The organism is Nocardiopsis ansamitocini (assembly GCF_030268225.1).
Classification (GTDB): Bacteria; Actinomycetota; Actinomycetes; order Streptosporangiales; family Streptosporangiaceae; genus Nocardiopsis_D; species Nocardiopsis_D ansamitocini.
On sequence record NZ_BSQG01000002.1, the window covers coordinates 312,961 to 337,293 of the forward strand.

General features: G+C 67.4%; 24 protein-coding genes and 2 pseudogenes. 16 read left to right on the plus strand and 10 right to left on the minus strand.

Annotated elements, in window-relative coordinates; translation table 11 throughout:
- The first annotated feature begins 1 nt into the window (after nt 1).
- The 4 genes from QSJ59_RS08020 to QSJ59_RS08035 all read left to right on the plus strand — a co-directional run bounded on the left by QSJ59_RS08020 (nt 2) and on the right by QSJ59_RS08035 (nt 5,184).
- Nucleotides 2–1,930: an ABC transporter permease gene (locus tag QSJ59_RS08020; RefSeq protein ID WP_432707446.1), complete on the plus strand. Its 1,929-nt coding sequence runs from the start codon at nt 2–4 to the stop codon at nt 1,928–1,930.
- Nucleotides 1,931–1,987: 57 nt separating this feature from the next.
- Nucleotides 1,988–2,965, plus strand: coding sequence for an ABC transporter substrate-binding protein (locus tag QSJ59_RS08025; protein ID WP_285758318.1), 978 nt, complete (start codon nt 1,988–1,990; stop codon nt 2,963–2,965).
- A gap of 444 nt (nt 2,966–3,409) precedes the next feature.
- Entirely contained in the window at nt 3,410–4,165 is a 756-nt protein-coding gene (locus QSJ59_RS08030; RefSeq protein WP_285758765.1) for a GAF and ANTAR domain-containing protein, read from the plus strand.
- A 194-nt stretch (nt 4,166–4,359) separates the two neighbouring features.
- Nucleotides 4,360–5,184, plus strand: coding sequence for a SigB/SigF/SigG family RNA polymerase sigma factor (locus tag QSJ59_RS08035; RefSeq protein WP_285758319.1), 825 nt, complete (start codon nt 4,360–4,362; stop codon nt 5,182–5,184).
- 9 nt (nt 5,185–5,193) lie between these two features.
- Here QSJ59_RS08035 and QSJ59_RS08040 read toward each other — a convergent pair whose 3' ends face one another.
- Nucleotides 5,194–5,424 carry a hypothetical protein gene (locus QSJ59_RS08040; protein WP_285758320.1) on the minus strand — a complete coding sequence of 77 codons (231 nt, stop codon included), beginning with the start codon at nt 5,422–5,424 and terminating at the stop codon, nt 5,194–5,196.
- Nucleotides 5,425–5,439: 15 nt separating this feature from the next.
- Entirely contained in the window at nt 5,440–6,546 is a 1,107-nt protein-coding gene (locus QSJ59_RS08045; protein ID WP_285758321.1) for a baeRF2 domain-containing protein, read from the minus strand.
- A gap of 247 nt (nt 6,547–6,793) precedes the next feature.
- Between QSJ59_RS08045 and QSJ59_RS08050 the strand changes: the two genes are divergently transcribed.
- Nucleotides 6,794–6,982 carry a hypothetical protein gene (locus QSJ59_RS08050; protein ID WP_285758322.1) on the plus strand — a complete coding sequence of 63 codons (189 nt, stop codon included), beginning with the start codon at nt 6,794–6,796 and terminating at the stop codon, nt 6,980–6,982.
- A gap of 91 nt (nt 6,983–7,073) precedes the next feature.
- Here QSJ59_RS08050 and purL read toward each other — a convergent pair whose 3' ends face one another.
- From purL to purQ, 3 genes are all read right to left on the minus strand, one after another.
- On the minus strand, nt 7,074–9,377 hold the full coding sequence (gene purL / locus QSJ59_RS08055) for a phosphoribosylformylglycinamidine synthase subunit PurL (protein ID WP_285758323.1): 2,304 nt from the start codon (nt 9,375–9,377) through the stop codon (nt 7,074–7,076).
- Between the two features lie 40 nt (nt 9,378–9,417).
- Nucleotides 9,418–9,864, minus strand: a complete 447-nt coding sequence (locus QSJ59_RS08060; protein WP_285758324.1) for a hypothetical protein — start codon at nt 9,862–9,864, stop codon at nt 9,418–9,420.
- A 64-nt stretch (nt 9,865–9,928) separates the two neighbouring features.
- Nucleotides 9,929–10,636 carry a phosphoribosylformylglycinamidine synthase subunit PurQ gene (gene purQ, locus QSJ59_RS08065; RefSeq protein WP_285758325.1) on the minus strand — a complete coding sequence of 236 codons (708 nt, stop codon included), beginning with the start codon at nt 10,634–10,636 and terminating at the stop codon, nt 9,929–9,931.
- 780 nt (nt 10,637–11,416) lie between these two features.
- Between purQ and QSJ59_RS08070 the strand changes: the two genes are divergently transcribed.
- On the plus strand, nt 11,417–11,653 hold the full coding sequence (locus QSJ59_RS08070; protein ID WP_285758326.1) for a hypothetical protein: 237 nt from the start codon (nt 11,417–11,419) through the stop codon (nt 11,651–11,653).
- Nucleotides 11,654–11,660: 7 nt separating this feature from the next.
- Here the strand turns inward: QSJ59_RS08070 and QSJ59_RS08075 are convergent, their stop codons facing one another.
- Together QSJ59_RS08075 and purS are read right to left on the minus strand one after the other, a co-directional pair.
- Nucleotides 11,661–12,056, minus strand: a complete 396-nt coding sequence (locus QSJ59_RS08075; protein WP_285758327.1) for an ATP-binding protein — start codon at nt 12,054–12,056, stop codon at nt 11,661–11,663.
- A gap of 144 nt (nt 12,057–12,200) precedes the next feature.
- Nucleotides 12,201–12,443 carry a phosphoribosylformylglycinamidine synthase subunit PurS gene (purS, locus tag QSJ59_RS08080; RefSeq protein ID WP_285758328.1) on the minus strand — a complete coding sequence of 81 codons (243 nt, stop codon included), beginning with the start codon at nt 12,441–12,443 and terminating at the stop codon, nt 12,201–12,203.
- A gap of 398 nt (nt 12,444–12,841) precedes the next feature.
- On the opposite strand from purS, the gene QSJ59_RS08085 reads away from it, so the two are divergent.
- The 5 genes and pseudogenes from QSJ59_RS08085 to QSJ59_RS08105 all read left to right on the plus strand — a co-directional run.
- A complete protein-coding gene (locus QSJ59_RS08085) occupies nt 12,842–13,441 on the plus strand; it encodes a sigma-70 family RNA polymerase sigma factor (protein WP_285758329.1) in 600 nt (199 codons plus the stop codon).
- Nucleotides 13,442–13,848: 407 nt separating this feature from the next.
- The gene (gene pdhA, locus QSJ59_RS08090) at nt 13,849–14,964 is read left to right on the plus strand and encodes a pyruvate dehydrogenase (acetyl-transferring) E1 component subunit alpha (RefSeq protein ID WP_285758330.1); all 1,116 of its coding nucleotides are present in this window, start codon (nt 13,849–13,851) and stop codon (nt 14,962–14,964) included.
- A gap of 3 nt (nt 14,965–14,967) precedes the next feature.
- Complete coding sequence (locus tag QSJ59_RS08095; protein ID WP_285758331.1) at nt 14,968–15,948, plus strand: alpha-ketoacid dehydrogenase subunit beta; 981 nt, start codon at nt 14,968–14,970, stop codon at nt 15,946–15,948.
- Between the two features lie 28 nt (nt 15,949–15,976).
- A complete protein-coding gene (locus tag QSJ59_RS08100) occupies nt 15,977–17,311 on the plus strand; it encodes a dihydrolipoamide acetyltransferase family protein (RefSeq protein ID WP_285758332.1) in 1,335 nt (444 codons plus the stop codon).
- Nucleotides 17,312–17,577: 266 nt separating this feature from the next.
- Nucleotides 17,578–17,763, plus strand: a pseudogene (locus QSJ59_RS08105) (transposase); the annotation flags it as partial.
- A 59-nt stretch (nt 17,764–17,822) separates the two neighbouring features.
- Here the strand turns inward: QSJ59_RS08105 and QSJ59_RS08110 are convergent.
- A complete protein-coding gene (locus QSJ59_RS08110; protein WP_285758334.1) occupies nt 17,823–18,395 on the minus strand; it encodes a TetR/AcrR family transcriptional regulator in 573 nt (190 codons plus the stop codon).
- A gap of 238 nt (nt 18,396–18,633) precedes the next feature.
- Between QSJ59_RS08110 and QSJ59_RS08115 the strand changes: the two genes are divergently transcribed.
- The 3 genes and pseudogenes from QSJ59_RS08115 to QSJ59_RS08125 all read left to right on the plus strand — a co-directional run bounded on the left by QSJ59_RS08115 (nt 18,634) and on the right by QSJ59_RS08125 (nt 21,126).
- A complete protein-coding gene (locus QSJ59_RS08115; RefSeq protein WP_285758336.1) occupies nt 18,634–18,993 on the plus strand; it encodes a darcynin family protein in 360 nt (119 codons plus the stop codon).
- Between the two features lie 426 nt (nt 18,994–19,419).
- Entirely contained in the window at nt 19,420–20,103 is a 684-nt protein-coding gene (locus QSJ59_RS08120) for a siderophore-interacting protein (protein WP_285758338.1), read from the plus strand.
- A gap of 95 nt (nt 20,104–20,198) precedes the next feature.
- Nucleotides 20,199–21,126: pseudogene (locus QSJ59_RS08125) on the plus strand (IS5 family transposase).
- Nucleotides 21,127–21,141: 15 nt separating this feature from the next.
- Here QSJ59_RS08125 and QSJ59_RS08130 read toward each other — a convergent pair.
- Nucleotides 21,142–21,540 carry a hypothetical protein gene (locus QSJ59_RS08130; protein ID WP_285758340.1) on the minus strand — a complete coding sequence of 133 codons (399 nt, stop codon included), beginning with the start codon at nt 21,538–21,540 and terminating at the stop codon, nt 21,142–21,144.
- Nucleotides 21,541–22,116: 576 nt separating this feature from the next.
- Between QSJ59_RS08130 and QSJ59_RS08135 the strand changes: the two genes are divergently transcribed.
- Both QSJ59_RS08135 and QSJ59_RS08140 read left to right on the plus strand, forming a co-directional pair.
- A complete protein-coding gene (locus QSJ59_RS08135; protein ID WP_285758342.1) occupies nt 22,117–22,761 on the plus strand; it encodes a GntR family transcriptional regulator in 645 nt (214 codons plus the stop codon).
- A gap of 50 nt (nt 22,762–22,811) precedes the next feature.
- Entirely contained in the window at nt 22,812–24,053 is a 1,242-nt protein-coding gene (locus tag QSJ59_RS08140) for an MFS transporter (RefSeq protein ID WP_285758344.1), read from the plus strand.
- Nucleotides 24,054–24,101: 48 nt separating this feature from the next.
- Here QSJ59_RS08140 and QSJ59_RS08145 read toward each other — a convergent pair whose 3' ends face one another.
- Nucleotides 24,102–24,314, minus strand: a complete 213-nt coding sequence (locus QSJ59_RS08145; RefSeq protein ID WP_285758346.1) for a DUF6458 family protein — start codon at nt 24,312–24,314, stop codon at nt 24,102–24,104.
- Nucleotides 24,315–24,333: the final 19 nt, after the last annotated feature.

Consider the following 24,333-nt stretch of genomic DNA (forward strand, 5'->3'; position numbering starts at 1 on the left):
CGTGGTGACCGTCGTCCCGGCCGCGTCCGGAATACGCAGCGGCCCGCCCCCGTGGCTGACCAGCCGCTGGACGTGGGCGCTGCTCGTGCTCGCCGCCCTGCTCGTCGGCTTCGCGATCCTGCGCGGCCAGCACTCTTTCCCCGACCTTCCCGAGGCCTACCAGGTCGGTCCGTTCTTCGACCGCATCTACGACTGGGTCGTCGCCAACCGCAACACCAGTCCGCTTTTCCTGTACGGCTTCAACTACCTCTCCGTCGGTCTGGGTTCGGCCGTCATCCTGATCAACCAGGTGCTGACCCTGCTGGGCTGGCCGGGCGTCGTCGTCCTCGGAGTTTTCACCGCGTGGCGGGTGGCCGGACCGCGGATCGCGGCGTTCGCCCTGGCCACATTTCTTTCCTTTGGCCTGCTCGGGTTGTGGAGCGAGGCGATGACCACGCTCTCGCTCATTATCACCTCGGTCCTGCTGGCGCTGCTCGTGGGGATTCCCCTGGGCATCCTCGCCGGCCGCAGTGACGGCTTCAACGCCGCGATCCGCCCCGTCCTCGACTTCCTTCAGGTCATGCCGGCCTTCGCCTACCTGATGCCGATGCTGCTGCTGTTCGGTATCGGCAATCCGGCGGCAGCCGTGGCCACCACGATCTACGCGATTCCACCCGCCGTGCGCATCACCGCCGTGGGAATCCGCGGTGTCGACCCGGGAGCGCTGGAGGCCGCGGCCTCGCTGGGCTCCACCCGCTGGCAGCTGCTGACCAAGGTCCAGTTGCCGCTGGCCAAGCGCACGGTTTTCCTGGCCGTCAACCAGACGCTGATGCTCGCGGTGTCCATGGTGGTCATCGCCTCTGTCATCGGCGCGGGCGGACTCGGTGACGCCATCTTCCAGGCACTCAACAAGGTCAACGTCGGGCAGGCGTTCGAGGCCGGACTCGCGATCGTGCTCATGGCCATCGCCCTGGACCGGGTCACCGCGGCCGCGGGCGAGGGTGATCGGGGGCCAGGCGCCGCCTCCGGCCGCCGGGGCCTGCCTTTCATGCTGGTCGGCTTCCTGGCCACGGCGGTCGCCGTGGTGGTCGCCCGCCTGGCCAAAATCGCGGAATGGCCCAAGAGCTGGACCGTGAGCGTCGCAGAACCCATCAACCAGGTCAACGACGCGGTGCAGGCGCTGATCGGCGGAGCCACCTCCGCGTTGGGCACGTTCACCCTCGGGTGGGTGCTGGATCCGCTGCGCACGGTGCTCACCGATTCGCCGTGGTGGCTGGTGGTGCTGGCCGCGGCGGCGTTCGGCTGGGTCCTGGGCGGCTGGCGGATCGCCCTGGTGGGAGGGTTGTCCATCCTGGCCACCGGGTTGCTGGGAGTGTGGGGCCTCAGCATGGACACCCTCTCGCAGGTGCTTGTCGCCGCGCTGGTCACCGTTGCCCTCGGCTTCGTCATGGGCATCCTCGCCGCGCGCAGCGACGTCTTCGCCCGCATCCTGCGCCCGGTGCTCGACGCCATGCAGACGCTCCCGCCCTTCGTCTACCTGATCCCGGCCGTCGCGCTCTTCGGTATCGGCCGGATCCCGGCTCTGGCCGCGGCCGTCATCTTCGCGCTGCCGCCGGTCATCCGGCTCGTGGAGGACGGAATCCGTGGCGTTTCGCCCTCTGCGACCGAGGCGGCCCTGTCCCAGGGGTCCAGCCGTATGCAGTTGCTCACCAAGGTGCAGTTGCCACTGGCGCGCTCCTCCCTTCTGCTGGCTGTCAACCAGGGGATCATGATGGTCCTGGCCATGGTCGTGATCGGTGCCCTGGTGGGGGCCGGCGCACTGGGTTACGGAGTGGTGTTCGGCCTGGCCCAGAACCAGTTGGGACTCGGCCTGACCTCCGGCCTCGCCATCGTCTGCCTCGGCCTGTTCCTCGACCGGCTCACCCAGAGCGCCGCCAGGCAGGGGGAGTAGAACATCATGTCCACGCAGCCCACGTATTTCGCCGTTTCCAGCCGCACAGGAGACCCCATGTCCACCACGTCGGGGACCAGGCGGGTGGTCACGGCTCTCGCGCTGCTCATGGTGCTGGTCATGACCACGTCGTGTGCGGTGCGCACCACGTCGATCCTGCGCGACCCCGGGACGGTGCGCATCGCGCTCAACGCCTGGGTCGGGTACGAGGCCAGCGCCGCCGTCCTGCAGTACCTGCTCGAAGAGGAGCTCGGCTACCAGGTCCAGCTCGTCCAGATCGACGAGCAGCCCTCCTGGCAGGCCCTCGACCAGGGGGCGGTGGACGTGATCGTGGAGAACTGGGGTCATGAGGACCTGATGCGGACCTACGGGCCCGACGGCAACGACACGGTCGTCGACGGCGGCCCCAACGGCAACATCGGTCACATCGGCTGGTACATGCCGGCCTACCTGGTCGACGAGTATCCGGGCATCAACACCGTCGACGGGCTCAAGGAGAACGCCGATCTCTTCCGGACCCCTGAGAGCGGCGGCAAGGGGGAGTTCCTGTCGGGTGCGCCGGGCTTCGTCACCCAGGACCAGGGCATGATCAACCACTTCGGTTTCGACCTCAGCATCGTCTACGCGGGTTCGGAGGCGGCGCAGATCACCGAGATCCGCAATCGCTATGCCGCGAAGGAGCCCGCGCTGTTCTACTTCTACGAACCGCAGTGGTTGTTCAACGAACTCGACATGGTCAGGGTGGAGTTCCCCGAGTACACGCAGGGGTGTGACGCCGACCTCGACAACGTCGGTTGCGACTACCCCCTGTACCACCTGAACAAGATCTTCCGGAAGGATTTCGCCGAGCAAGGGGGCCGGGCCTTCCAGCTCATCGACAACTGGAAGTGGTCCAACGACGACCAGAACGCCGTCGCTCAGCTCATCGCCGACGACGGCATGGACCGGGACGAGGCCGCCGCCCGGTGGGCCCGGGAGAACCCGGACGTATGGCGGCCGTGGATTCCCGCCGGCGCCTCCCCGGAAACGGACTAGTCGAGGCGCCGAGCGCGCACCGCGGGGGCTGTCCGATGGCGTTCATCGGACAGCCCCCGCGGCGTCCGCACCGTCGCCATTTGCACGGATGGGTTACGTTTGCCAACGACGGCCCGGTCACCCCTGTGGTCGGGTGTCCGTCGTCGCCGTCTCGGGCCCGCCCGTTTTCCCGGCTGCCCGTTGACGTCATCTTGTCAGACAACACGGACATTTCGTCTTATGATTCGTAGTGGCCGAGGTCGTTGCCCGGCCCGTGGACTCCGTACGGACCTGACCTGCTCGAAGGCGGGTACCTTCGGTTGTGTGGATACCTTCACAGTGCGCTTGCCGAGGTCACAGCCCTGGACGGCGCAAACCACTGCTGTGTTCGGGTGACCTATTCTCAAAAGGCTGGGCTGCCTCCATGGTTGAGGTGCACGCTTCAAGGAGTGGTGAGTGGTCGAGATGGAAATTCAACCGGTGACCCCGCCGTCGGCGAACGAACGGTACGGCGACGTCGTCGGCGCGCTCAGCGAGCTCACTCAGGCCCTGGCCGTCGAGGAGGGGATGCCCGAGACACTGCAGCGCATCCTCGACCTTGCCTTGAAACTGATCCCCGGCTGCCACGCGGCGAGCGTCACGGTCCTCGACGCGAGCGGAGAACCCGTGACGGCCCTCGGCACCAGCGAGGAGACCTATCGGCTGGACCAGAGCCAGTACGCCTTCGGAGACGGCCCCTGCCTGGACGCCGCTCGCAGGCACACGATCAACCGCTGCCACATGGAGGAGGCCGAGCAGGCCTGGCCCGACTTCACCGGTGTGGCCAAGTCGATGGGGCTGCGCAGCTACCTGTCCGCCGGCCTGATCGACAACGGCACCCCTGTCGGTGCACTCAATCTGTCCAGTCGGGACCGCGACGGATTCGACGCCCTCGACGAGGCGTTCATCGCGATGTTCAGTATCCCCGCGGCCTCGGTCATCGCCGGCCGCGACCGCTACGAGCGCACTCGTGAACTCGCCGACCAGCTCAAGCGCGCCATGGACTCCAGGGCCGTCATCGACCGGGCCATCGGGATCGTCATGGTCCAGGCACGCTGCAACGGAGACGAGGCGTTCGAGCGGCTGCGCCGGTCCTCCAACAACCAGAACGTCAAACTCCGCGAACTGGCCGAGCGCATCGTGCAGCAGGTCGACGCCAGCAGCCTCGGATCAGCGGTGTGACGGTGACAATCGTGTGGCCAAAAGGTCCTGTTCTGTGTCGCTGACGTGCGCTTTAAAGACCACCACCGCGATCAGGGCCTATAGGGGTTAGACTCGACGCAGCACCGGGGTCCGGATCAGGGCCCTGAGCGCGGTCCCCCATACCGCGCTTCCCGGTAATTCGGTGCGACGCTGATCCTGTTCAGGAGTCAGCCATGCACGCCCGTAAAACCAGTGACGCCGCTTCGGTGTCCTCCGCAGCGCCCGCACAGTCCCGCCCTCAGCGCGACGTCCAGGTCGCCGAACTCTTCACCCAACTCGCCGAATCCGCCGAAGGCAGCCTGGAACGCGACGAACTGCGTGCCGCCATCGCCCGTGAGCACATCGGCCTCGCCCGGCATCTCGCGTCGCGCTACGCCAACCGCGGTGAGCCCGTCGAAGACCTCCAGCAGGCCGCGCTGCTCGGCCTCGTCAAGGCCATCAACGGCTTCGACGCCGATCTCGGCTACGACTTCATCGCCTACGCCATGCCGATGATGGCCGGTGAGATCAAGCGACACTTCCGTGACAAGACCTGGGCCGTCCGTGTGCCGCGCCGGCTCCAGGAACGACGCGGCGAGCTCAACCAGGCCACCCGGAGACTCACCCAGGTGCTCGGGCGCTCGCCCACCACGACCGAGCTCGCCGAGGAGCTCCAGATGACCCGGGACGACCTCGCCGAGCTGATCGAGGCGTCCACCGCCTACAGTGCCCTGTCACTGGATTCGCCCACGGGCGACGACGGGCACGAGCGGATCAACCTCGGCGACACGATCGGCGGGCCGGACCACCTGTTGGAACTCGTGGACTATCGCGAGTCCCTGCCCCCGCTGTTGGAGGGGCTGCCCGACCGCGAGCGCCGCATCGTCATACTGCGCTTCTTCGGCAACAAGACCCAGAGCGAGATCGCCGCCGATGTCGGGATCTCCCAGATGCACGTGTCACGGCTGCTGTCCAACGCCTTGGCCACGATGCGCGAGGGGATGCTGGTGGAGGAGTGATCCGAGGAGTCAGCGCTCGTAGCGACGGCGCCGGCTCACCCAGTAGACATTGAGGCAGGCGGCCAGGAACCCGGCGCCCAGCACTACCGTCAGCGACGCGGAGTGGGCCCACAGCACGGCCAGTACCGCGCCGATCAGACACACCGCGGCCCCGAAGACGGCAAGTACGAGACGGAAGGTCAGCGCGCTGGCCGGCCGTTCGGGACTGCCGATGGGGCCCTTGAGCCGCCCGCCTCTCAATGTCTCTCCTCCTGGTTATCCGGTCACGCTGAAGCGCAACAGAGCGCCCGTGCCCTCGGTGGCTCCCCGCGGAGACGCGAGCGGGAGGAACTCGGCATCGCTGAGGGCGGCGGCCCGGATCAGGGCCGTGTCCGCCGGCACCTCCAGCGCCGTCCCGGCGTCCGTGAGCTGCTCACGGGTGGCCGACACCTCCATCGGATCAGTGGGCGAAGTCCACAACGTCCCACCCATGTCCCGGCCGGTCCCCAGGAGCAGCGTCTGGACCTGACCGCGACGAAGGGCCTCTGCGGTCTCGGCTCGGCCCTGTACCGCGTCTCCCGTCCCCAGCGCGTCGGCGAAGTTCTCCGCCTCCTGGGCGCTTCCCTGGGCGACAGCGGTCGACAGCGCCTCGTCCACCGCCTCGCGGAGGCGCGCCAGCGCGGCATGGTCGGAACGGCCCCCGCCCGGCAGGTCCACCACGATGCCGCGAACGGGAGTGCTCAGGTGGTTTCGGAGCTTGCCGACGGCGCGCTCGTCGCCGCCGACGAACACCAGTTCCGCCTTCACCTCGTCGACCGCGGCCATGACGTCCTTGGCGACCTCCTCGGCGTTGGTGTCCCAGAGGTTCTCCGCTCGACGCTGGTACTGCTTGTGTGCCCAGCCTCCCTGGCGGATCTTCTGGATGTGCAGGGTGCTGCCGCTGAAACTGCGTTCGGAGACGGGGTCGTGGCGGTCCAGGGTGTAGGCGTCCACGTCGGCACCCTCCCGGTCGGCCGCGACGACGACGTAGGGCAGTTGGAGCGCGCGGTCGGCGACCAGGTCGGAGGGATCGGGAATGGGCAGCCACGAGGCCCGGTCACTGGGCGGAGGGCTGGTGAGCGTGTACGTGGCCAGCACCTGCCCCTCCGCGGCGAAGAGAGCTTCTCCCTGGGGGCCGGGAACTCCGGACGCACCCCCGACGACGCGGTCCAGCGCGCTCAAGGTGTCGTCGTCGGCGCCCTGTTCGGCGAGGTGCTCGCGCAGTCCCCGCCAGCGCAGCTCGATCTCCTTGTCGGAGTTCTCCGAGGTCCGGGTCGTGTCCAGAAAGACCGAGGCGACGGGACCGGGGACAGCGTACAGCGAGCGCAGAAATCCTAGTTGCATGTAATTCGGTGGGCCGGCCTCCGCCGGGGCCCACTCACCTCCCTCGGACTGTGTGGCCGTCTTCGTCCTGGCGGCTGCCCGCGCGGGGGAGCGACATGCATGGGGTAAGGCATGGCTAACTGAAAGGTTAGTGTCGCTGCGGTCTGCTCCGACCGGGTACACGAAGTGGTGTTTTGCCCGGGACGAGTCGGGTAACCCGGCGAGTCCAACCGGTTTCGCCGGCCAGACCGAGAAAGGGCGGACGCTCATGCAGCGCGGCAGCGACAAGCACAGTCCCAGGCTCGACGACCAGATGAGCTCCGAGATCGACGGCGTCCTCCGGAGCGGGCAACCCACGCGCGTCCACGAGGACCTGGAACCGGAACCGCTGGTCGACGACGATGGCATTCCGGCCACCGACCCCAGGGCCGACCGCACCAACGAGACGGGCACATAACCGGGGAGAGCACCGCACGAACAACGGTGGCCCGGCCCCTCGATCAGGGGCCGGGCCACCGGCGCGTTCTCAAGCGGTCGAGCCGCTGCGGTTACCGCGAAGCGTTGAAGATCTGGGGCAGGGTGGACTCGTGCGCCGTGCGCAGTTCGGCCAGACCGATGCGGATCTCACCGTTCGCGTGGGTCAGGGCGAGGTCCGTGCCGCCCACGATGCCGATCGGCGTCGCCGGAACACCGTGCCGCGCGCACAGCTCGCCGAACGCGCCCTCGGCGTCGGCGCGCACGGTCACGATCGCCCGCCCCGCCGATTCGCTGAACAGGGCAAGGAACGGCTCTTCGCCGAGCTTGACCTCGCACCCCACCCCGCCGCGCAGGCTCGACTCGGCGAGTGCCACCGCCAGACCACCGTCGGACAGGTCGTGCGCACTGGCCAGCAGACCGTTGTCCGCACCATCGGCCAGCACCTCGCCCAGCGAGGCCTCGGCGACCAGGTCCACCTGCGGCGGCAGTCCGCCCAGATGACCGTGCACGATGTCCGCCCACGCGGAGCCGCCCAGTTCCTCGCGGGTCTCCCCGAGCAGGAAGATCTTGGCGCCTTCATCGGAGTGGCTGAACGAGCTGGTCAGCCTGTTGTGCACGTCCTCGATCACCCCGAGGACACCGATCACCGGGGTCGGGTTGATCGCCGTGGAGCCGGTCTGGTTGTAGAAGCTCACGTTGCCGCCGGTCACCGGGGTACCCAGCTGGAGGCAGGCGTCGGCGAGGCCCTTCGCCGACTCGGAGAACTGCCACATCACCGCGGGGTCCTCGGGGGAGCCGAAGTTCAGGCAGTTGGTCACCGCGAGTGGGCGGGCCCCGGTTGCCGCGACGTTGCGGTACGCCTCGGCATACGCCAGCTGAGTCCCCGCGTAGGGGTCGAGCCGGGTGTAGCGGCCGTTGCCGTCGGTGGCCAGTGCCACGCCCCGGTCGCCGTCGTCGGTGATCCGGATCATCCCGCCGTCGTGCGGGTTGGCCAGCACCGTGTTGCCGAGAACGTAGCGGTCGTACTGCTCCGTCACCCAGGCGGGGTCGCAGATCCCCGGGGCGGACAGGACGCGCAGCACCTGCTCGCGCAGCTGTGCGTCGGTCGAGGGACGCTCCAACTCGGTGGGGTCGTCGGCCTGGAGACCGTCCAGGTCGTCGGGGCGGGCCAGCGGGCGCTCGTAGACCGGGCCCTCGTCGGAGGCGGTGCGCGGCGGCATGTCCACGACGGTCTCGCCGTGCCAGGTCATCACGAGACGGCCGCCGCGTGCGGCCTCCTCCTCGGTGACCTCGGTGACCTCGCCGATCACGCTGGCGAGGATGTCCCACTTGGCGCAGGTGGCGAGGAAGTCGTCGAGCTTGCCCGGCTCGACGATGGCCATCATCCGCTCCTGGGACTCGCTCATCAGGATCTCTTCGGGCGTCAGCCGGTGGTCGCGCAGCGGGACGCGGTCCAGTTCCACCCGCATGCCGCCGGTGCCACCGGCCGCGAGCTCGGTGGTGGCGCAGGAGACACCGGCCGCCCCCAGGTCCTGGATGCCCACCACGAGGTCCTTGGCGAACAGTTCGAGGCTGCACTCGATGAGCAGCTTCTCCATGAACGGGTCGCCGACCTGCACGCTGGGCCGCTTGGCCTGGCTCTCGTCGTCGAACGTCGCGCTGGCCAGCACGGAGGCGCCGCCGATCCCGTCGGGGCCGGTGGTGGAGCCGAACAGGATCACGTGGTTTCCGGGGCCGGGGGCCTGGGCGAGTTTGATGTCGCCGTGCTTCATGACACCCACGCAGAGCGCGTTGACCAGGGGGTTTCCGGAGTATCCGGCGTCGAAGCCCAGTTCGCCGCCGATGTTGGGCAGCCCGAGGCAGTTGCCGTAGAAGGAGATGCCGGAGACGACACCGGGCAGCACCCGCTGGGTGTCGGGGGCGTCGGCCGGACCGAAGCGCAGCGCGTCCATGACCGCTACGGGGCGGGCGCCCATGGTGAGGATGTCGCGGACGATGCCGCCCACACCGGTGGCGGCACCCTGGTGCGGCTCCACGTAGGAGGGGTGGTTGTGCGATTCGATCTTGAAGGTGACGGCGTAGCCGTCGCCGACGTCCACCACACCGGCGTTCTCGCCCATCCCGACCAGCAGTGCGTCGGTTTCGGGGGCCTTCTCGCCGAACTGGCGCAGGTGGACCTTCGAGCTCTTGTAGGAGCAGTGCTCGCTCCACATGACCGAGTAGATCGCCAGCTCGGCAGAGGTCGGCCGGCGGCCCAGGATCTCGCGGACCCGCGCGTACTCGTCGTCCTTCATGCCGAGTTCGGCGAAGGGCTGCGGGGTGTCCGGCGTGGTTTCGGCCTTGGTGACCGTGTCGAACTGGGATACTTCAGACATTACTGGTCATTCCATTCGAGATGCTGGAGCTGATCAGGGCTTAAGAGGCCGGAGGAGAAGGCGGAACCGAGTGCGCGAGGATCAGGCCGGCCGTCGACTCGGGGGTGTAGGGCTGGCGGCTGGCCTGGACGAGGAGTCCACCGTCGCTCAGCGCGGAATCGGCGAGCGGGACCGTTTCCGGGTCGCTCTCGCCTTGGGGAAGGAGCCTCCCCCAGCCTCGGTCGAGCAGTTGGGTGTAGACGGCCTCGATCGCCTCGTCGGCGTCGCGGCCCTCCGCGGTTACGGCGATCGGGCGGAAGCACTCTGCCTGGTCGCACTGTTCGCCCAGGTCGGTGTACTCGATGCCCTGCGGCGGGGTGCCCAGCATCTCCACGCCGGGTGCGTCCGGCGGCTTGACGGCGTTGCCGGGGGTCTCGGTGGAGGTCAGCAGTCCCACGGCCATGGTCGCGACCAGGCCGACGATGACCACGGCGACCAAAGCGACCATCGTCATCCTGGACCGCAGCAGCGCCATCATCGAGAAACGTCCCCCCGCCGGATGGTCAACGCGCTCAGCTCGCTGCCGCGCCCACCGGGGCGCCCTTGGCGAGGTGCGCGAGGATGGAGGTGAAGAACCCCACACCGTCACGGGAGGGGCCGGTCAGTGCCTCGACCGCGTGCTCGGGGTGCGGCATGAGCCCCACCACGTTGCCGTGCTCGTTCGTGATTCCGGCGATGTCGCTTTGGGAACCGTTGGGCGCGGAGTCCACGTAGCGGGCCACGACACGGCCCTCGCGCTCCAGTTCGGCGATGGTGTCGGCGTGGGCCGCGTAGCTGCCCTCGCCGCTCTTCAGCGGGATCAGGATCTCCTGGCCGGAGCTGTAGGAGTTGGTCCACGCGGTGTCGGCGGCCTCGACGCGCAGGAGCTGGTCGCGGCAGATGAAGTGCCGGGAAGCGTTGCGGGTGAGCGCGCCGGGCAGAAGGTGGCTCTCGCACAGGATCTGGAACCCGTTGCAGATGCCCAGCACCGGCAGGTTTCCGGCGCGAGCGGCGGGAACGAGCTCGGTCATGATCGGTGCGAAACGGGCGATCGCACCACAGCGCAGGTAGTCGCCGTAGGAGAAGCCACCGGGCAGGACGACGGCGTCGACACCCTTCAGGTCGGCTTCGTCGTGCCAGAGCGAAACGGTTTGTGCGCCGGCGAGGCGCAGTGCGCGCGCGGCGTCCCTGTCGTCAAGGGAACCAGGGAATGTGACGACTCCCACGCGGGGGGCAGTCATGATGGGCACTCTCCGAACGGTGTGGGTGGGAGCAAGGCCGGCCGGTCGGATTCCGAACGGTCCGACCGGTCACGAGATTACCTGGTGACCTCACCCGGCGGGGTCGGGAGGTGCAGGCGAGGCCCGTCACTTGGCCGCGGGCTCCCTCCATGACGAGCACGGACGTCTTCGTCCCGTTGATGTACGGTTCGCGGCGGTTGATTCGTTATTCCTTGGCCGACTGCGCCGATTTGGATTTCCGATTTCCTCCGATCCCTTTTTTGTTTTCTGCGGTCAATTAAATGGTCGAAATCATTTCGGGTCAAATTTCCCGTTCTGGCTCCCGGGGTGACTCGGATTCTTCGGGTGCATGTATTTTTGTCGAATTGGCGATGGTTCAATGAATAAAATTCATTGCGAGAGTGGGGCCTTTTTGCGGGGTATGGCAACTTTCCTGCCGCGCCTGGGGGTATAGGGTCGTTCCGAAGTGGAATGTCGAGTCGTTCTTCGACCTGGGGTAAACGAGGCGGGCGATACATATGCGCTTCTCGGGGAGTTCAAGAAATCCCTCGACAAGGAGTGCGGCCCCACGGGTACACCATAGTCGTGAACGCGGGGCGTGTCGTAGGTAGGAGTGTCGGCCGTCTCCGTATCCATCTGGTTCCTCATCGCGAGGACGATGTATCCGATGCCGGAGGGGAATTTACGACCGCTCCCAACTGTGATCCGGATAGCTGGGTCCGCCTTTTGGTCAAAAGGATTTGGGGTGGTGGCGGCGAACCACCCGCTACGGCCCACCCGGTGTCTCTGAGCTTGTCCGATTCCGGCGACGGCCACCACGCTGGAAACTCGGTGGATTTCGAGCTGGTGTTCACCGTCGGTGCCCACGACGTCAGTGCTGTTCGTGCCCTTTTCGCCGACAACGGATCGGAGTTCTTCGAGATCGGTCTCGCGACCAAGGGCCCCGGAGTCGTCTTCCGGGGGCCCGACGGCGCGGAAAAACCACTCCCGGGGGCCTCCTGGCGGCACGCGAGCTAGGCGGCGGTCACATCTGCTGTGTGGCCAGGGGCTGCTGCCAGAGCGAGAGCTGGCTCACCCTGGTCGCGCACAGCCGCTTGGCCATCCACACGGTCGTGCGCTTGGTCGCGTCGGAACCGAAGGACACCTGGTCCATCAGTTCCCGCATCATCAGGATGCCCCTGCCCGACTCCGAGTCCGGATCGGGGAGGGGCACACTCGCGGGGTCGAACTTGGGGCCGGCATGCACGATCTTCAGGCTGCAGAACCCATCGCGTACCCGGGCGACGACTTCGTAGTGGGGAGCCGGGTCGCCGTGGTCGATGACGTTGGCGCACGCTTCGGTGGTTGCCACGAGGATGTCGGAAAGACACTCCTCGCAGACCCCTTTCGTCTCCAGCGCCCCGCCCATGAAATCCCGCATCACCGGGACGGTGTAAGCCGCCCGAGGTAACGCGATTGAGAAGTTCTCGTCCATCCTCGCCCCTCACGCAGCCTTAGGCACGATAGAAGACGTTCCCAACATGGTTTCTGTGAAACCGCTGTGTTTTCGGACGGACTGCCGGGTTTACTCGGCGTGCAGTTCGAAGTCCTCGATCACCGGGTTGGCGAGCAGGGTCTCAGCGAGCTTGCGGACCTCGGCGAGCTTGGCGTCATCCGCCTCGCCGTCGATCTCGACCACGAAGCGCTTCCCCTGTCGCACCTGGGTCACACCGGGAAAACCGAGGCGGCCGCACGCCCCGACGATGGCTTGGCCCTGGGGGTCCAGGATCTCCGGCTTGAGCATGACGTCAACGATGACGCGGGCCACGGGTCCTCCACGGTTGTGCCGCATACGCGTACAGGGAACCGCTGCCGCGCGAGCAGCGGTATTGCAAGAGCAGCAAGAAGCGTACGGCACCCAGGCCCAGGTGACCCACCCGAGGCATGTGGGGGCACATGTGTGCGGTGCCGCGTGACGGGCAGGGGACGGGGACAAGTCGGGTGAGAACGGTCGCCCGACAACAGACGGCGAAGTGGCGGTCGGTGCGGGAGGCGTCATCGCCTCGCCATACGGCGGGGCGAAAGCTTCTTTACCCGACTCTCACCACTGGAAGGGGCGGAAATTATCAGTTCGTGACCCTAATCACCATGTTTGCTGTCATCACTGGCCGTCCTTTTACGCGTCTACGTAAGTGTCAGCATCCACGGTCGTTCCTAGGGGGAGATTTGGCGACCATCGAACTTCAACGTCCGGCGGACCCCGCGGAAGTCACGGAAACCCCTGACTTCGCCGAGGCGGTCACGCCCTTCGCGGACCAGCTCTATCCGGCTGCGCTGCGGATGACCCGCAACACCGCCGATGCCGAGGACCTCGTCCAGGAGACCTTTGCCAAGGCGTTTGCCAACTTCCATCAGTTCCGGGCCGGTACCAATCTGCGCGCCTGGCTCTATCGGATCCTGACCAACACCTTCATCAACGGCTACCGCAAGAAGCAGCGCGAGCCGCGTCAGGAAGCCACCGATGAGATCAAGGACTGGCAGTTGGCTGCTGCCGACACCCACGCGTCCACCGGGTCGCGGTCGGCCGAGGCCGAAGTGCTCGACCGGCTTCCCGACTCCGCGATCCGCCATGCCCTGGCCGAACTCCCCGAGGAGTTCCAGCTGGTGGTCTACCTGATCGACGTCGAGGGCTACTCCTACAAGGAGGTGGCCGCGCGGATGGGCACTCCACTGGGGACAGTGATGTCGCGCCTGCACCGCGCCCGCCGTCAGTTGCGTGTCCTCCTTGCCGACTACGCAAGGGAACGCGGCCTCCAGCCCGCCTGACCTGCCGTTTCGACGGCCGGCCGGTAAGCGGCCCCGAACGTCGTTGTGCTTTTGTTTCGTCACTCTCCGTCTCCGTCGTAAGTATTTGGGTGACCGTCGGCCCCCTGGCGCCATCCGAGACGACGAGCTGGTCGCCATACAGTTCGGACTTCCTTAGGAAGTCCGACTTTTTCTTTTGATGGCCTTGCATTATTTATTGAAGCCTGGTATTTGCGGTTTCGGTGTTCTGCGGGATCATGGGGTGATCGTTTAAAAGGTGTCGCAGGGGCCTTGCGCTGCCCGTGGTGAGTTCTGTCACGATGTCGGTAGGGCCGCCCGCTCGTACCCGTTACCCCGGGTGAGCAGGTGGATCGTCGGCCGACCAGCGGTACCCCGTGTCATCGGCCCCAAGACCCGAGGAGCGACCGGTGCCTGAAAACACCTCGCACGAGGAGCCGGATCTCATCCAGCTTCTGACCCCCGAAGGGGAGCTCGTCGAGCACCCCGACTACCCGATCGACCTCACCCCCGAGGAGATCCGCGGCCTCTACCGCGACCTCGTGCTGGTTCGACGCATCGACACCGAGGCCGTTGCACTGCAACGCCAGGGCGAGCTCGGCCTCTGGGCCTCCCTGCTCGGCCAGGAAGCCGCCCAAGTGGGTTCCGGTCGCGCGCTCCGTCCTGGTGACATGGCCTTCCCGTCCTATCGGGACCACGGTGTCGCCTGGTGTCGCGGAGTCAGCCACAAGAGCCTGCTCGGGCTCTACCGAGGGGTCACCAACGGCGGCTGGGACCCAGCGGAACACGGCTTCCACCTGTACACGATCGTCATCGGCAGCCAGGCGCTGCACGCCACCGGCTACGCCATGGGTGTCCAGCGTGACGGAGCGGTCGGGGAGGACGGCGAAGCAGTCATCACCTACTTCGGTGACGGAGCCACCAGCCAGGGCGACACCAACGAGGCGTTCAACTTCGCGGCTGTGAACAACGCGCCCGTCGTCTTCTTCTGCCAGAACAACCAGTGGGCCATCTCCGAGCCGCTGGAGCGGCAGTCCCGGGTGCCCATCTACCGGAGGGCCGCCGGATTCGGTTTCCCCGGCGTACGCATCGACGGCAACGACGTCTTCGCCTCCCTCGCGGTGACTCGCAAGGCGTTGCAGAGCGCCCGTGAAGGCCAGGGACCGACCCTCATCGAGGCGTTCACCTACCGCATGGGCGCACACACCACCAACGACGACCCCACGCGTTACCGGATGTCGGCGGAACTGGAGGAGTGGCGGCTCAAGGACCCGATCAGCAGGTTGTGGGCCTATCTCGCCAACACCGGCCTCGCCGACGACGCCTTCTTCGCCTCCATCGAGGCCGAGTCGGAGGAGCTCGCCGAGCAGGTCCGCCGCGACTGCCGCTCGCTGCCCGACCCCCGGCCGCTCGACATCTTCACCCACACCTACGCCGAACCCCACTCCCATCTGGACCGCCAGCGCTCGGAGTTCGCCGATTACCTCGCATCCTTCGAGGGCGCGGGCACCGAAGGAGGCCGCTAGACCATGTCGACGAAACTCACGATCGGCAAGGCCATCAACGCGGGCCTGAGACGGTCCATGGAAGCCGACCCCAAGGTCCTGATCATGGGGGAGGACGTCGGCAAACTCGGCGGAGTCTTCCGGGTCACCGACGGTCTCTACAAGGACTTCGGGGCGGACCGGGTCATCGACACCCCGCTGGCGGAGTCGGGCATCATCGGTACCGCGATCGGCATGGCCCTGCGCGGCTACCGCCCGGTCTGCGAGATCCAGTTCGACGGGTTCTTCTTCCCCGCCGCCAACCAGACCTTCACCCAACTCGCCAAGATGCGGGCGCGCTCGGGCGGCACCCTGAAGATGCCCGTCGTGCTGCGCATCCCCTACGGCGGCGGTATCGGCGCGGTCGAGCACCACAGCGAGTCACCGGAGGCGTACTTCGCCCATACGCCGGGGCTCCGGGTGGTCACGGTGGCCAACGCGGTAGACGCCTACTGGATGATTCAGCAGGCGATCACCTCCGACGACCCGGTGATCTTCTTCGAGCCCAAACGCCGTTACTACGAGAAGGCCGACGTGGACACCGAGCCCCCCCTGGCCTCGGCCTACCGGATGGACGGTGCGCGAGTGGCACGTCCGGGAGCCGATATCACGCTTCTGGCGTACGGGCCCATGGTCAAGACCGCGATCCAGGCGGCCGAAGCAGACACCGAGCACGACATCGAGGTGGTCGACCTCCGCTCCCTCTCACCGGTGGACTACGCGACCCTCAACGCCTCGGTCCGGCGTACCGGTCGCCTGGTGATCACCCATGAGGCCCCGCTGAGCAGCGGCCTGGGCGCCGAGATCGCCGCCCGTGTCACCCAGGACTGCTTCTACCACCTGGAGGCCCCGGTCATCCGGGTCGCCGGCTTCGACACCCCCTATCCGCCCTCCAGGCTGGAGGAGCACTACCTCCCCGACCTCGACCGGGTGCTCGACGGTGTCGACCGCTCGTTCGCGTTCTGAAGTCACAGAGAGCCAGGTGAAGCAGGGAATGTCCCAGTTCCAAGGGATCCAGCAGTTCCGCCTGCCCGATGTGGGCGAAGGATTGGTCGACGCCGAGATTTTGCACTGGACCGTCCAGCCGGGGGACGAGGTCAAGGTCAACCAGATCATCTGCGAGATCGAGACGGCCAAGGCGGCCGTCGAGTTGCCCAGCCCCTACGCGGGGACCGTCCGCGAGCTCTTGGTCGAGGCGGGTCGCACGGTCGACGTCGGCACCCCCATCATCAGTGTGGACACCGGAGGAACGGCCGACTCTGCCGGGGCGACCAAGCCGAAGGCCGAGGCTCCCGCAGAGGCCGACGACGAGGTCCGCGAGAAACCCCTGGTCGGATACGGGGAAAAAGCCGGAGCAACCCGACGCAGGGCGCGCAGCAGGCCGGTGGCAGTCGAGGAGTCGGCACCCGTGCCGACCGCGCGTGCGGTCGTGCTCGCCAAGCCGCCGGTCCGCAAGCTCGCCAAGGACCTCGGCATCGACCTGGGATCGGTCACCGCAAGCGGTCCGGGGGGGATCGTGACCCGGGAGGACGTCCGTCGGCACGGAGCCGCGGCCATCCCGTCGGCCCCGGTCGCGGAGGGGAAGCCCCGGGCGGTGCCGCCGGAAGCGGATGTCGCCGCGGAACCCAGGGAGACCCGGGTCCCCATCAAGGGAGTGCGCAAGCACACGGCCGCGGCCATGGTCAACAGTGCGTTCACCGCACCGCACGTGACCGAGTTCCTCCAGGTCGACGTCACCAAGATGATGAAGTCCGTACGCAAGCTCCGGGAGCGTCCGGAGTTTGCTCAGGTACGGGTTTCGCCGCTTCTACTGGTGGCCAAGGCGCTGCTGACGGCCGTCCGGCGTTATCCGGGGGTCAATGCGTCCTGGGACGAGGCCGCCCAGGAGATCGTGGTCAAGCACTACGTCAACCTCGGCATCGCCGCCGCTACCGAGCGCGGGCTGGTGGTGCCCAACATCAAGGACGCCCACACCAAGGCGCTGCCGGAACTGGCGCAGGAACTGCGCGCTCTGACCGAGACGGCCAGAGCGGGGCGGACCACTCCGGCGGATATGAGCGGCGGGACGATCACCATCACCAACGTCGGCGTTTTCGGGGTGGACGCGGGCACCCCCATCCTCAACCCGGGGGAAGCCGCGATCTTGGCCTTCGGGCAGATCCGGGACATGCCGTGGGTGCACAAGGGACGGATTCGGATTCGCAAGGTGACGACGCTGTCGCTGTCCTTCGACCACCGCCTCGTGGACGGGGAACTGGGTTCTAAGGTCCTGCGCGATGTCGGTCTGATGCTTGAGGACCCGGAGACGGTTTCTCTGGCCTGGGGTTAGGTGCTGGACAAGGCCCTCGTTTTCCGGTGACGACCGGGACGGGGGCCTTTGCATGCGCTGTCGAGGCGCGGCGCCGTGCGCATCAGGGCGACGTACAGCGGGGCGATAGGGCCCTTGAGGGAGAGAGGCCTGACCGTGGCCGGGCGGGCCTCTGCGTGGCGTACCGGGCCGTAGGGGAGCCGTCCGGTGCCGTCCGCCGTCCGGGCCGGCTAGGACTTGTCCGGCCGATCATGTGACTACTTCGCAGTCGTGTCGTTGATGTGCGCATGGGGCGGGGCGATCTGACGGATGTCGAGTGGGAACGCCTGCAACCGTTCCTGCCGGTCAGTAACAGGCGTTGTGGCAGGTGACGGAATCACCGGCAGGTGATCAACGGGATTCTGCGCCGGGTGCGGACCGGCGTTCAGTGGCGTGACCTGCCCGAACGGTTCGGCCCGTGGAAGACGGTCTATTACGAAACACCGATGACAGCCGTCGGTATGTGGCTGGGAGTGACGCGGAGGGATCGCCTTCAGGATTCCTCAGACCCGAAACCATGGAAGAAGCTTCGTGCCAGCTCGTGGATGTCGAGCTGTGCCGGGTCGCGCCCGCTCATGATCCAGAAGAAGGTGGGTCCGATCAGCAGGTCGATTGCATAATCGCCGGCCGGTCGGTGCGGGTCGATGCGATGCAGGACCGCCCGCGCGCTGTCCCTGAGAACGTCCTTGGTCGCGATCAATTGTTTCACCGCCGGATCGTGCTGTGCGGCCGCGAGCAGGGCGCGGTAGCCGGCTCCAGCCGGTGAGTAGGCGAGGAAGCGCATCAGCGCGTCGAGGTAGGACGTGACATCGTCGAGCCGGGTGCCCGCCGGCTCGACGAGGAGTTCCTCCTCGGCGTCGTCCACACACGCCTCGAAGAGGATCTCCGCCTTCGTCGACCACCAGCGGTAGACCGTCTGCCGCCCGACGCCCGCCCGTATAGCGATGCCCTTCATGGTCATCGCCGCGTAGCCGACCTCAAGCAGCAGATCGTCGACGGCGTGCAGGACGGCCTCGCGCGCCTGCTCGCTGCGGGGTCGGCCGCCGCGGCGTTTCGTCTCGATCATCCCGCCATGGTAGCGAGGCTGCCCGTCGGGATCAGTGTCTCACCGAATAACTAGACATCGTGCATCGAAACCCTTACTGTTTCGGTGCACGGTGAACCGAAACCGGTTGGTGAAGGTCACGTCCGCCCTCATCGCAGGGGTCGCGGGCACCCGCAAGTTTCCCGGCTGGAATCCGACCTTCCCGGCCCGGTCGAGGCTCATCGTGACCACTGTCCAGCACCCCGCGAGGAGATTCCCCATGTCCGACTTCGAGCCCGCCGTAACGGCGTTCATCCTCCTCAAGACCAATCGAGCCTGGTTGGAGCTGTCCGTACCGGAGCGCGTGGCCGCCTTCCAGGAGAGCGTTCTGCCCGCCGTCAAGGACAAGGCCGAGGACGTACGTTGGCGCTACTTCGACACCGAGTTCTACACGGCCCGCGTCACCGATGTCTGGGTTTGGGAGGCACGCGATCACCAGTCCTTCCAGTTGGTCGTCGAGGCGTTGCGCGAGACGCCGTTCTGGGACCACTACTTCGAGGTCGTCGAAATTCTCGTGGGTGTCGAGAACGGATATGCCAAGAACTACGACCCCGGCATTCTGGCGACCGTCAACGCCTGAGTGCCCGCCCGTCGGAGCTGCGCGGTAGGCGACCGTCCGGCGAACCGTGGTTCGACCTTGGGCGAACCACGTACTGGAAGTGCGCCTGCTGACTTCCGGCCGTCTCGGCCGGCACCTATCCGGCCGTGCCAGCACTCGCCCACAGCGCGGCGGCCTCGCCTCTCGCCGCGCCAGGCGGACCTGGACTCCGGTCCGGGCATCACAGCCCTGGATGCCCGCACCGCCCTCGGCGCTGCGGCCCGCCAATACCGTCCTGTCCGCCCCCGCCGACCTGGCCTCCGGCCTGTGCCGGTCACTCTGCCGCTGGTGCCGCCGGCCGTGTTCACCGGCTACGGGGACGCCGCCCCAACGCGCACTCTCTCAAATGCGTAATATCGCGTCTTGCCTCCCGCTGAGTACGACACCCCGTCCCGTTGAGGAGCCTTAATGCCCGCTGTTTTGAACCCCGTTCTCGATCTTCTGACCGTACGTGGCACCGTCACCGAGGCCGAGCAGGTCACCGCCCGGATGCGTCGGCTGCGCATCGAGAGCGGGCAACTGGCCGGTCTGGAGGTCCAGCCGGGCCAGCAGGTACGTGTCCTGGTCGGTGGACTCACTCTCCGTACGTACTCGGTCTGGCACTACGACCCGTCCGGCGTCGTCGAGTTGTGCGTACTGGACCACGCCGCGGGTGGTCCTGGCGCCCGGTGGGGCCGCACCGTCGCACCGGGCGAACAGGTGCGGCTGCGGCGCCCCGAGGGCACCTTCACGCTGCGTCCCGACGCCACCCGCCACCTCTTCGTCGGCGACGAGACGGCCTCGGTCGCGTTCGGTGCGATGCTCGCGGCACTGCCCGGGGACGCCGCGGTCTCCGGGTGTATCGAGACGGCGACAGCCACGGACCGGCTTCCCCTGCCGGGTGGCGACCGGCTGGACTGGGTACTCCGGGGCGAGACGTCACTGCCGGACGCGATACGACGACTCGCCCCCGAACCCGGCGGGATCGCATATGTCGCCGGAGAGGCACGGGACGTGCAAGCAGTACGGCAGGTGCTCCGGGAAGCGGGCTGGGACCGGCGCGCGGTCCTGACCAAGCCGTTCTGGACACCGGGCAAGAAGGGCATGGAATGACGGCAAGGGCATGCTCCTCCGCCCGCCGTCCGGGCCGGCTAGGACTTGTCCGGCCGATCATGTGACTACTTCGCAGTCGTGTCGTTGATGTGCGCATGGGGCGGGGCGATCTGACGGATGTCGAGTGGGAACGCCTGCAACCGTTCCTGCCGGTCAGTAACAGGCGTTGTGGCAGGTGACGGAATCACCGGCAGGTGATCAACGGGATTCTGCGCCGGGTGCGGACCGGCGTTCAGTGGCGTGACCTGCCCGAACGGTTCGGCCCGTGGAAGACGGTCTACGAACGTCACCTTCTGTGGTCGGCCGACGGAACCTGGGAACGCCTGCTCCGGCAGGTCCGGGCCGAGGCCGACGCGGCTGGGGAGATCGACTGGGACGTCTCGGTCGACTCCACCGTCGTGCGGTCCCAGCAGCATGCCGCCGGCGCCCGAACCGGACCACCGCCCGCCTTCAAAGGGGGACGCAGCGGCAGAACACATAGGACGAGACGGCGTGGCAGAGCCTCCTCACCCGCCTGGCGGAGGTGGTACAGGAGGTGAGGGCCCGGGTCGCTCGCGGGGCGGGTTCACCACCAAGCTCCACCTGAGCGCGGACGGCCGCTGCCGCCCGCTGTCCCTGATCGTAACTCCGGGACAGCGGGCGGACTGCACGCAGTTCGAGCCCGTGCTGGAGAAGATTCGCGTCCCTCGGACCGGTCCGGGCAGACCGCGCAAGAAGCCCGACAGCGTCGCGGCAGATAAGGCTTACAGCAACGGCCCGTGCCGTGAGTATCTGCGGCGACGGGGTATCCGGCACTGGATCCCGGAAAAGACCGACAGCGAGGCTGGCCGCCAGCACAAAGGGTCACGCGGCGGACGGCCACCTGGCTTCGACGAAGAGCGGTACAAGAAACGCAACACCGTCGAACGGGCCATCAATCGGCTCAAGCAAGCCAGAGCAGTAGCCACCCGCTATGACAAGCGCGGCTACCTCTTCCTCGGGACCGCAACTGTCGCAGCCCTCGCCATTTGGCTCCGTGCATGATCGACGGGACACGTCCTAGGCGGCGCTGAGGCGGTAGGGCTGATGGCGTCGGTGCCGTTGCGGGACACCGGTGGTCGCGGGGACCGTGGTGTAGCGGAACAGGGGGCCCTGGAGAAGGGTGGCAGCTCCGGAGGCGTCGCTCGCGGGGTGCGTGATGGTGAAGCCGAGGACATCGCTCCAGATGAACTTGCCGTCCCGGCACCAGATGTTGCGTCCGCAACGGGTGGAGACGAGTGCGACGTCAGCGCTGCCGCCCTGGTAAACGGGGCGGGCGGCGCGCGCGTTCAGTTCGCTGAACAGGGCCTCGACCGCCCGGTCGGCACGGAATCCGTGCCTTGGCGCCCGCTTCACACGGGCCGCCGCCGTCAACTTCGCCCGGTAGGTCCGGGGGTTGTTCAGGCGCGGGTGACTCAAGACTTCTCCTGGGTAGGGCTAGGGGTTCCGCCGTTACTGCGGCAACGCTCCGTTCGTCGTGTGCGGCGCGTCATCGCCGCGACCCGATACCCGGGTCCTACGTCCGCTTTGGTGGCCGCGTGCGGTGGCCGCCAAGATCGCACCCGATTAGAGGCTTGATCGGAGAATCCTCAGTTTTTAGGAGGAGCGGGGTTCGTCGTTACCTCGCAGTTATTCTCGCGATTTCGGATAGTAGCAGGGTTGAGCCAGCAGGAGTCGAGAGTCAAAAATGTGACCCATGGCACATTGTGATCATCCTGAGATCGGGGTACTTGGGCATTTTGCCTGTTCATAGGCTTTTGGTGGGTTTTTTGAGAGAAGCGGTGGCCGGTTGCGGCGGAAGGATTGCGCGGCCGGCCCCCGGTCGTTTCCTGGTGGCCCTACTGCTGTCACCCCTGTGGGGTAAGGGATTGAGCGCGGGCGTACCCCCTGGTCAGGTGGCCAATCGGCCTGGCCGGTGTGGTCTATCGCTCAATGGGGTCTTTTGGGCGTATTGCGACGAAAGGCCTTAGCTGTCGGCGTTAGCATAGATACAACATGTATTCAAAGGCCTCCGCCGCAGAGCGCACCTATGTCCACGCCAAAAACGCCATCCTCAGTCTGCGCTATCCCGGCGGAGAGCTCGTCAGCGAGGGGGACATCGCAGCCGACGTCGGGGTGTCCCGCACTCCCGTGCGCGAGGCGCTGCTGCGCCTCGAAGCCGAAGGGCTGGTCCGCCTCTACCCCAAACGCGGGGCGCTGATCGTCCCGGTCTCCCAGCAGGAGATCGACGACGTGATCCAGACCCGCCGCCTGGTCGAGGGTTTCACCGCTGAAGCGGCGGCCTCCTCCGCGCCGGCGGACCGTGCCGCGCTCGCAGAGGTGCTCACCGGCCATCTCGCCCGGATGGGCGAGAACCTGGAGCCGAGAAGCCAGGCGTTCATCCACGCCGACCGCGAGTTCCACCGTGCAGTGGTCGCCGCGGCGGACAACCGCATCCTCACCGGCCTCTACGACTCGTTGCGCGACCGCCAGTTGCGCATGATGGGCCTCGGCACCGATGCGGTGGAGCGGATGCGGCGAAACCTCGCCGAACACGCCGCGATTCTCGCCGCGATCCGTGACGGCGCCCCTGCCGAGGCCGCGACCGCCGTGCGGGTCCACATGGACCACGCGGCCCGACTGCTGGGAGCGGCCCGATGACAGCGGACACGACACGTGCGAGGGCAGGGCTGCCAAGATCCGACGATGGGATGTCAATGGGGGCCGGGGAACCGCCCGGCGGTGCGCGGGCCTGGCTGGTCTGGGGAGTCGCGGCAGCGGCCTATTTCCTGGCGATGTTCCACCGCAACGGAATGAGTGCAGCGGCCCTCCAGGCACAGGAGCGGTTCGACGTCGGTCCCGCCCTGCTGTCCGTGCTGCCCATGGTCCAGCTGATCGTCTACGTGGCGCTCCAGGTGCCCGCGGGGGTACTCGCCGACCGCCTGGGGCCGCGCCGGTCGCTCCTGATCGGTCTGGGAGTCATGGCGTGCGGTGTGCTGCTGTTCGCGGTCGCCCCGAGCATCGTTCCCGCGGTCGCCGGCCGGGTGCTCATCGGTGTCGGCGACGCGCTGGTCTTCCTCAACGTCATCAGGCTCGGCGCGCTGTGGTTCCCCCGCCGTCAGTACGCGGTCATCAGCGCACTCACCGGACTGACCGGCAGTCTGGGGCAGATGGTCAGCGTCGCGCCGCTGTCGGCGCTGCTCCGCGGTTTCGGCTGGGAGACCACTTTCCTCGGTGCCGGAGCCGTCAGCGTGGCCGTGGGGTTCCTGGTCCTCCTGGTGGTCCGGGACGGGCCCGTCGGCGCCGCTGCCGCACGCCTCCACCCCATATCGCTGTGGGCCAGTATCAAGGAAGCGCTGTCCGCGCGGGGGCCGCGGGTCGGTATGGCCGTGCACGCGGTTCTCATGGTGCCGTTCTGCGTGCTCGGCATCCTCTGGGGATACCCGTTCCTCGAGCAGGGCTACGGGCTCACGGCAGGGAGGTCGGGCATGTTGCTGACCGGGGTGGCGCTGCCTCCGATGATCCTCGTCCCGTTCCTGGCGCGGCTCACCGGCACCCACCCCAACCTGCGCAAACCGATGGGGCTGACCCTCGCCTGGTCCATCACCCTGGCCTGGTTCCTGGTTGCCGCATGGCCCGGGGGACTGCCGCCGATCCAGGTCGCCGGTGCGACCATCGCGTTGAGCGCGGTCGGGGCGGTGCTGGCACCGGCGATTGCCTTCGACTACGCCAGGGACGGACTGCCCGCTTCACGGACCGGGGCCGCTTCCGGCCTGGTCAACATGAGCGGGTTCACCTCCGTGGTGGGCGGCATCGTTTCCGCGGGCGTCCTGTTGGACATCTACGGTCCCGATGCCTTCCAGATCGCCTTCGCTCCGATGGCGAGCCTCTGCCTGCTCGCCTCCAGCGTGCTGACGGTGCTGCTGTGGCGCTATCCCAAGCGAGCCGGGTAGCGCGCGGCCACTTCCGCGAACATCAGCGGAGTCCGGGCCGGCCCCGCGTCAGAGCGTGCGGTTGTCGCCCGGGAGGCGTTCCTGGTTCTCCTTGCCCCCGCGCATCGCGGTGAGCATGACGGTGAGGACCACGATTGCGCCGCCGGCCAGCATCAGGATGATCCCGATCGCGCCGAGGTCGATGCCCTGGACGTCGGCGGTGATCCCGAACCTGAGCACGGCTCCGACAACGACCAGGAAGATTCCGAGCCCGATGCCCATCGGTCTACCTCCGGGATTG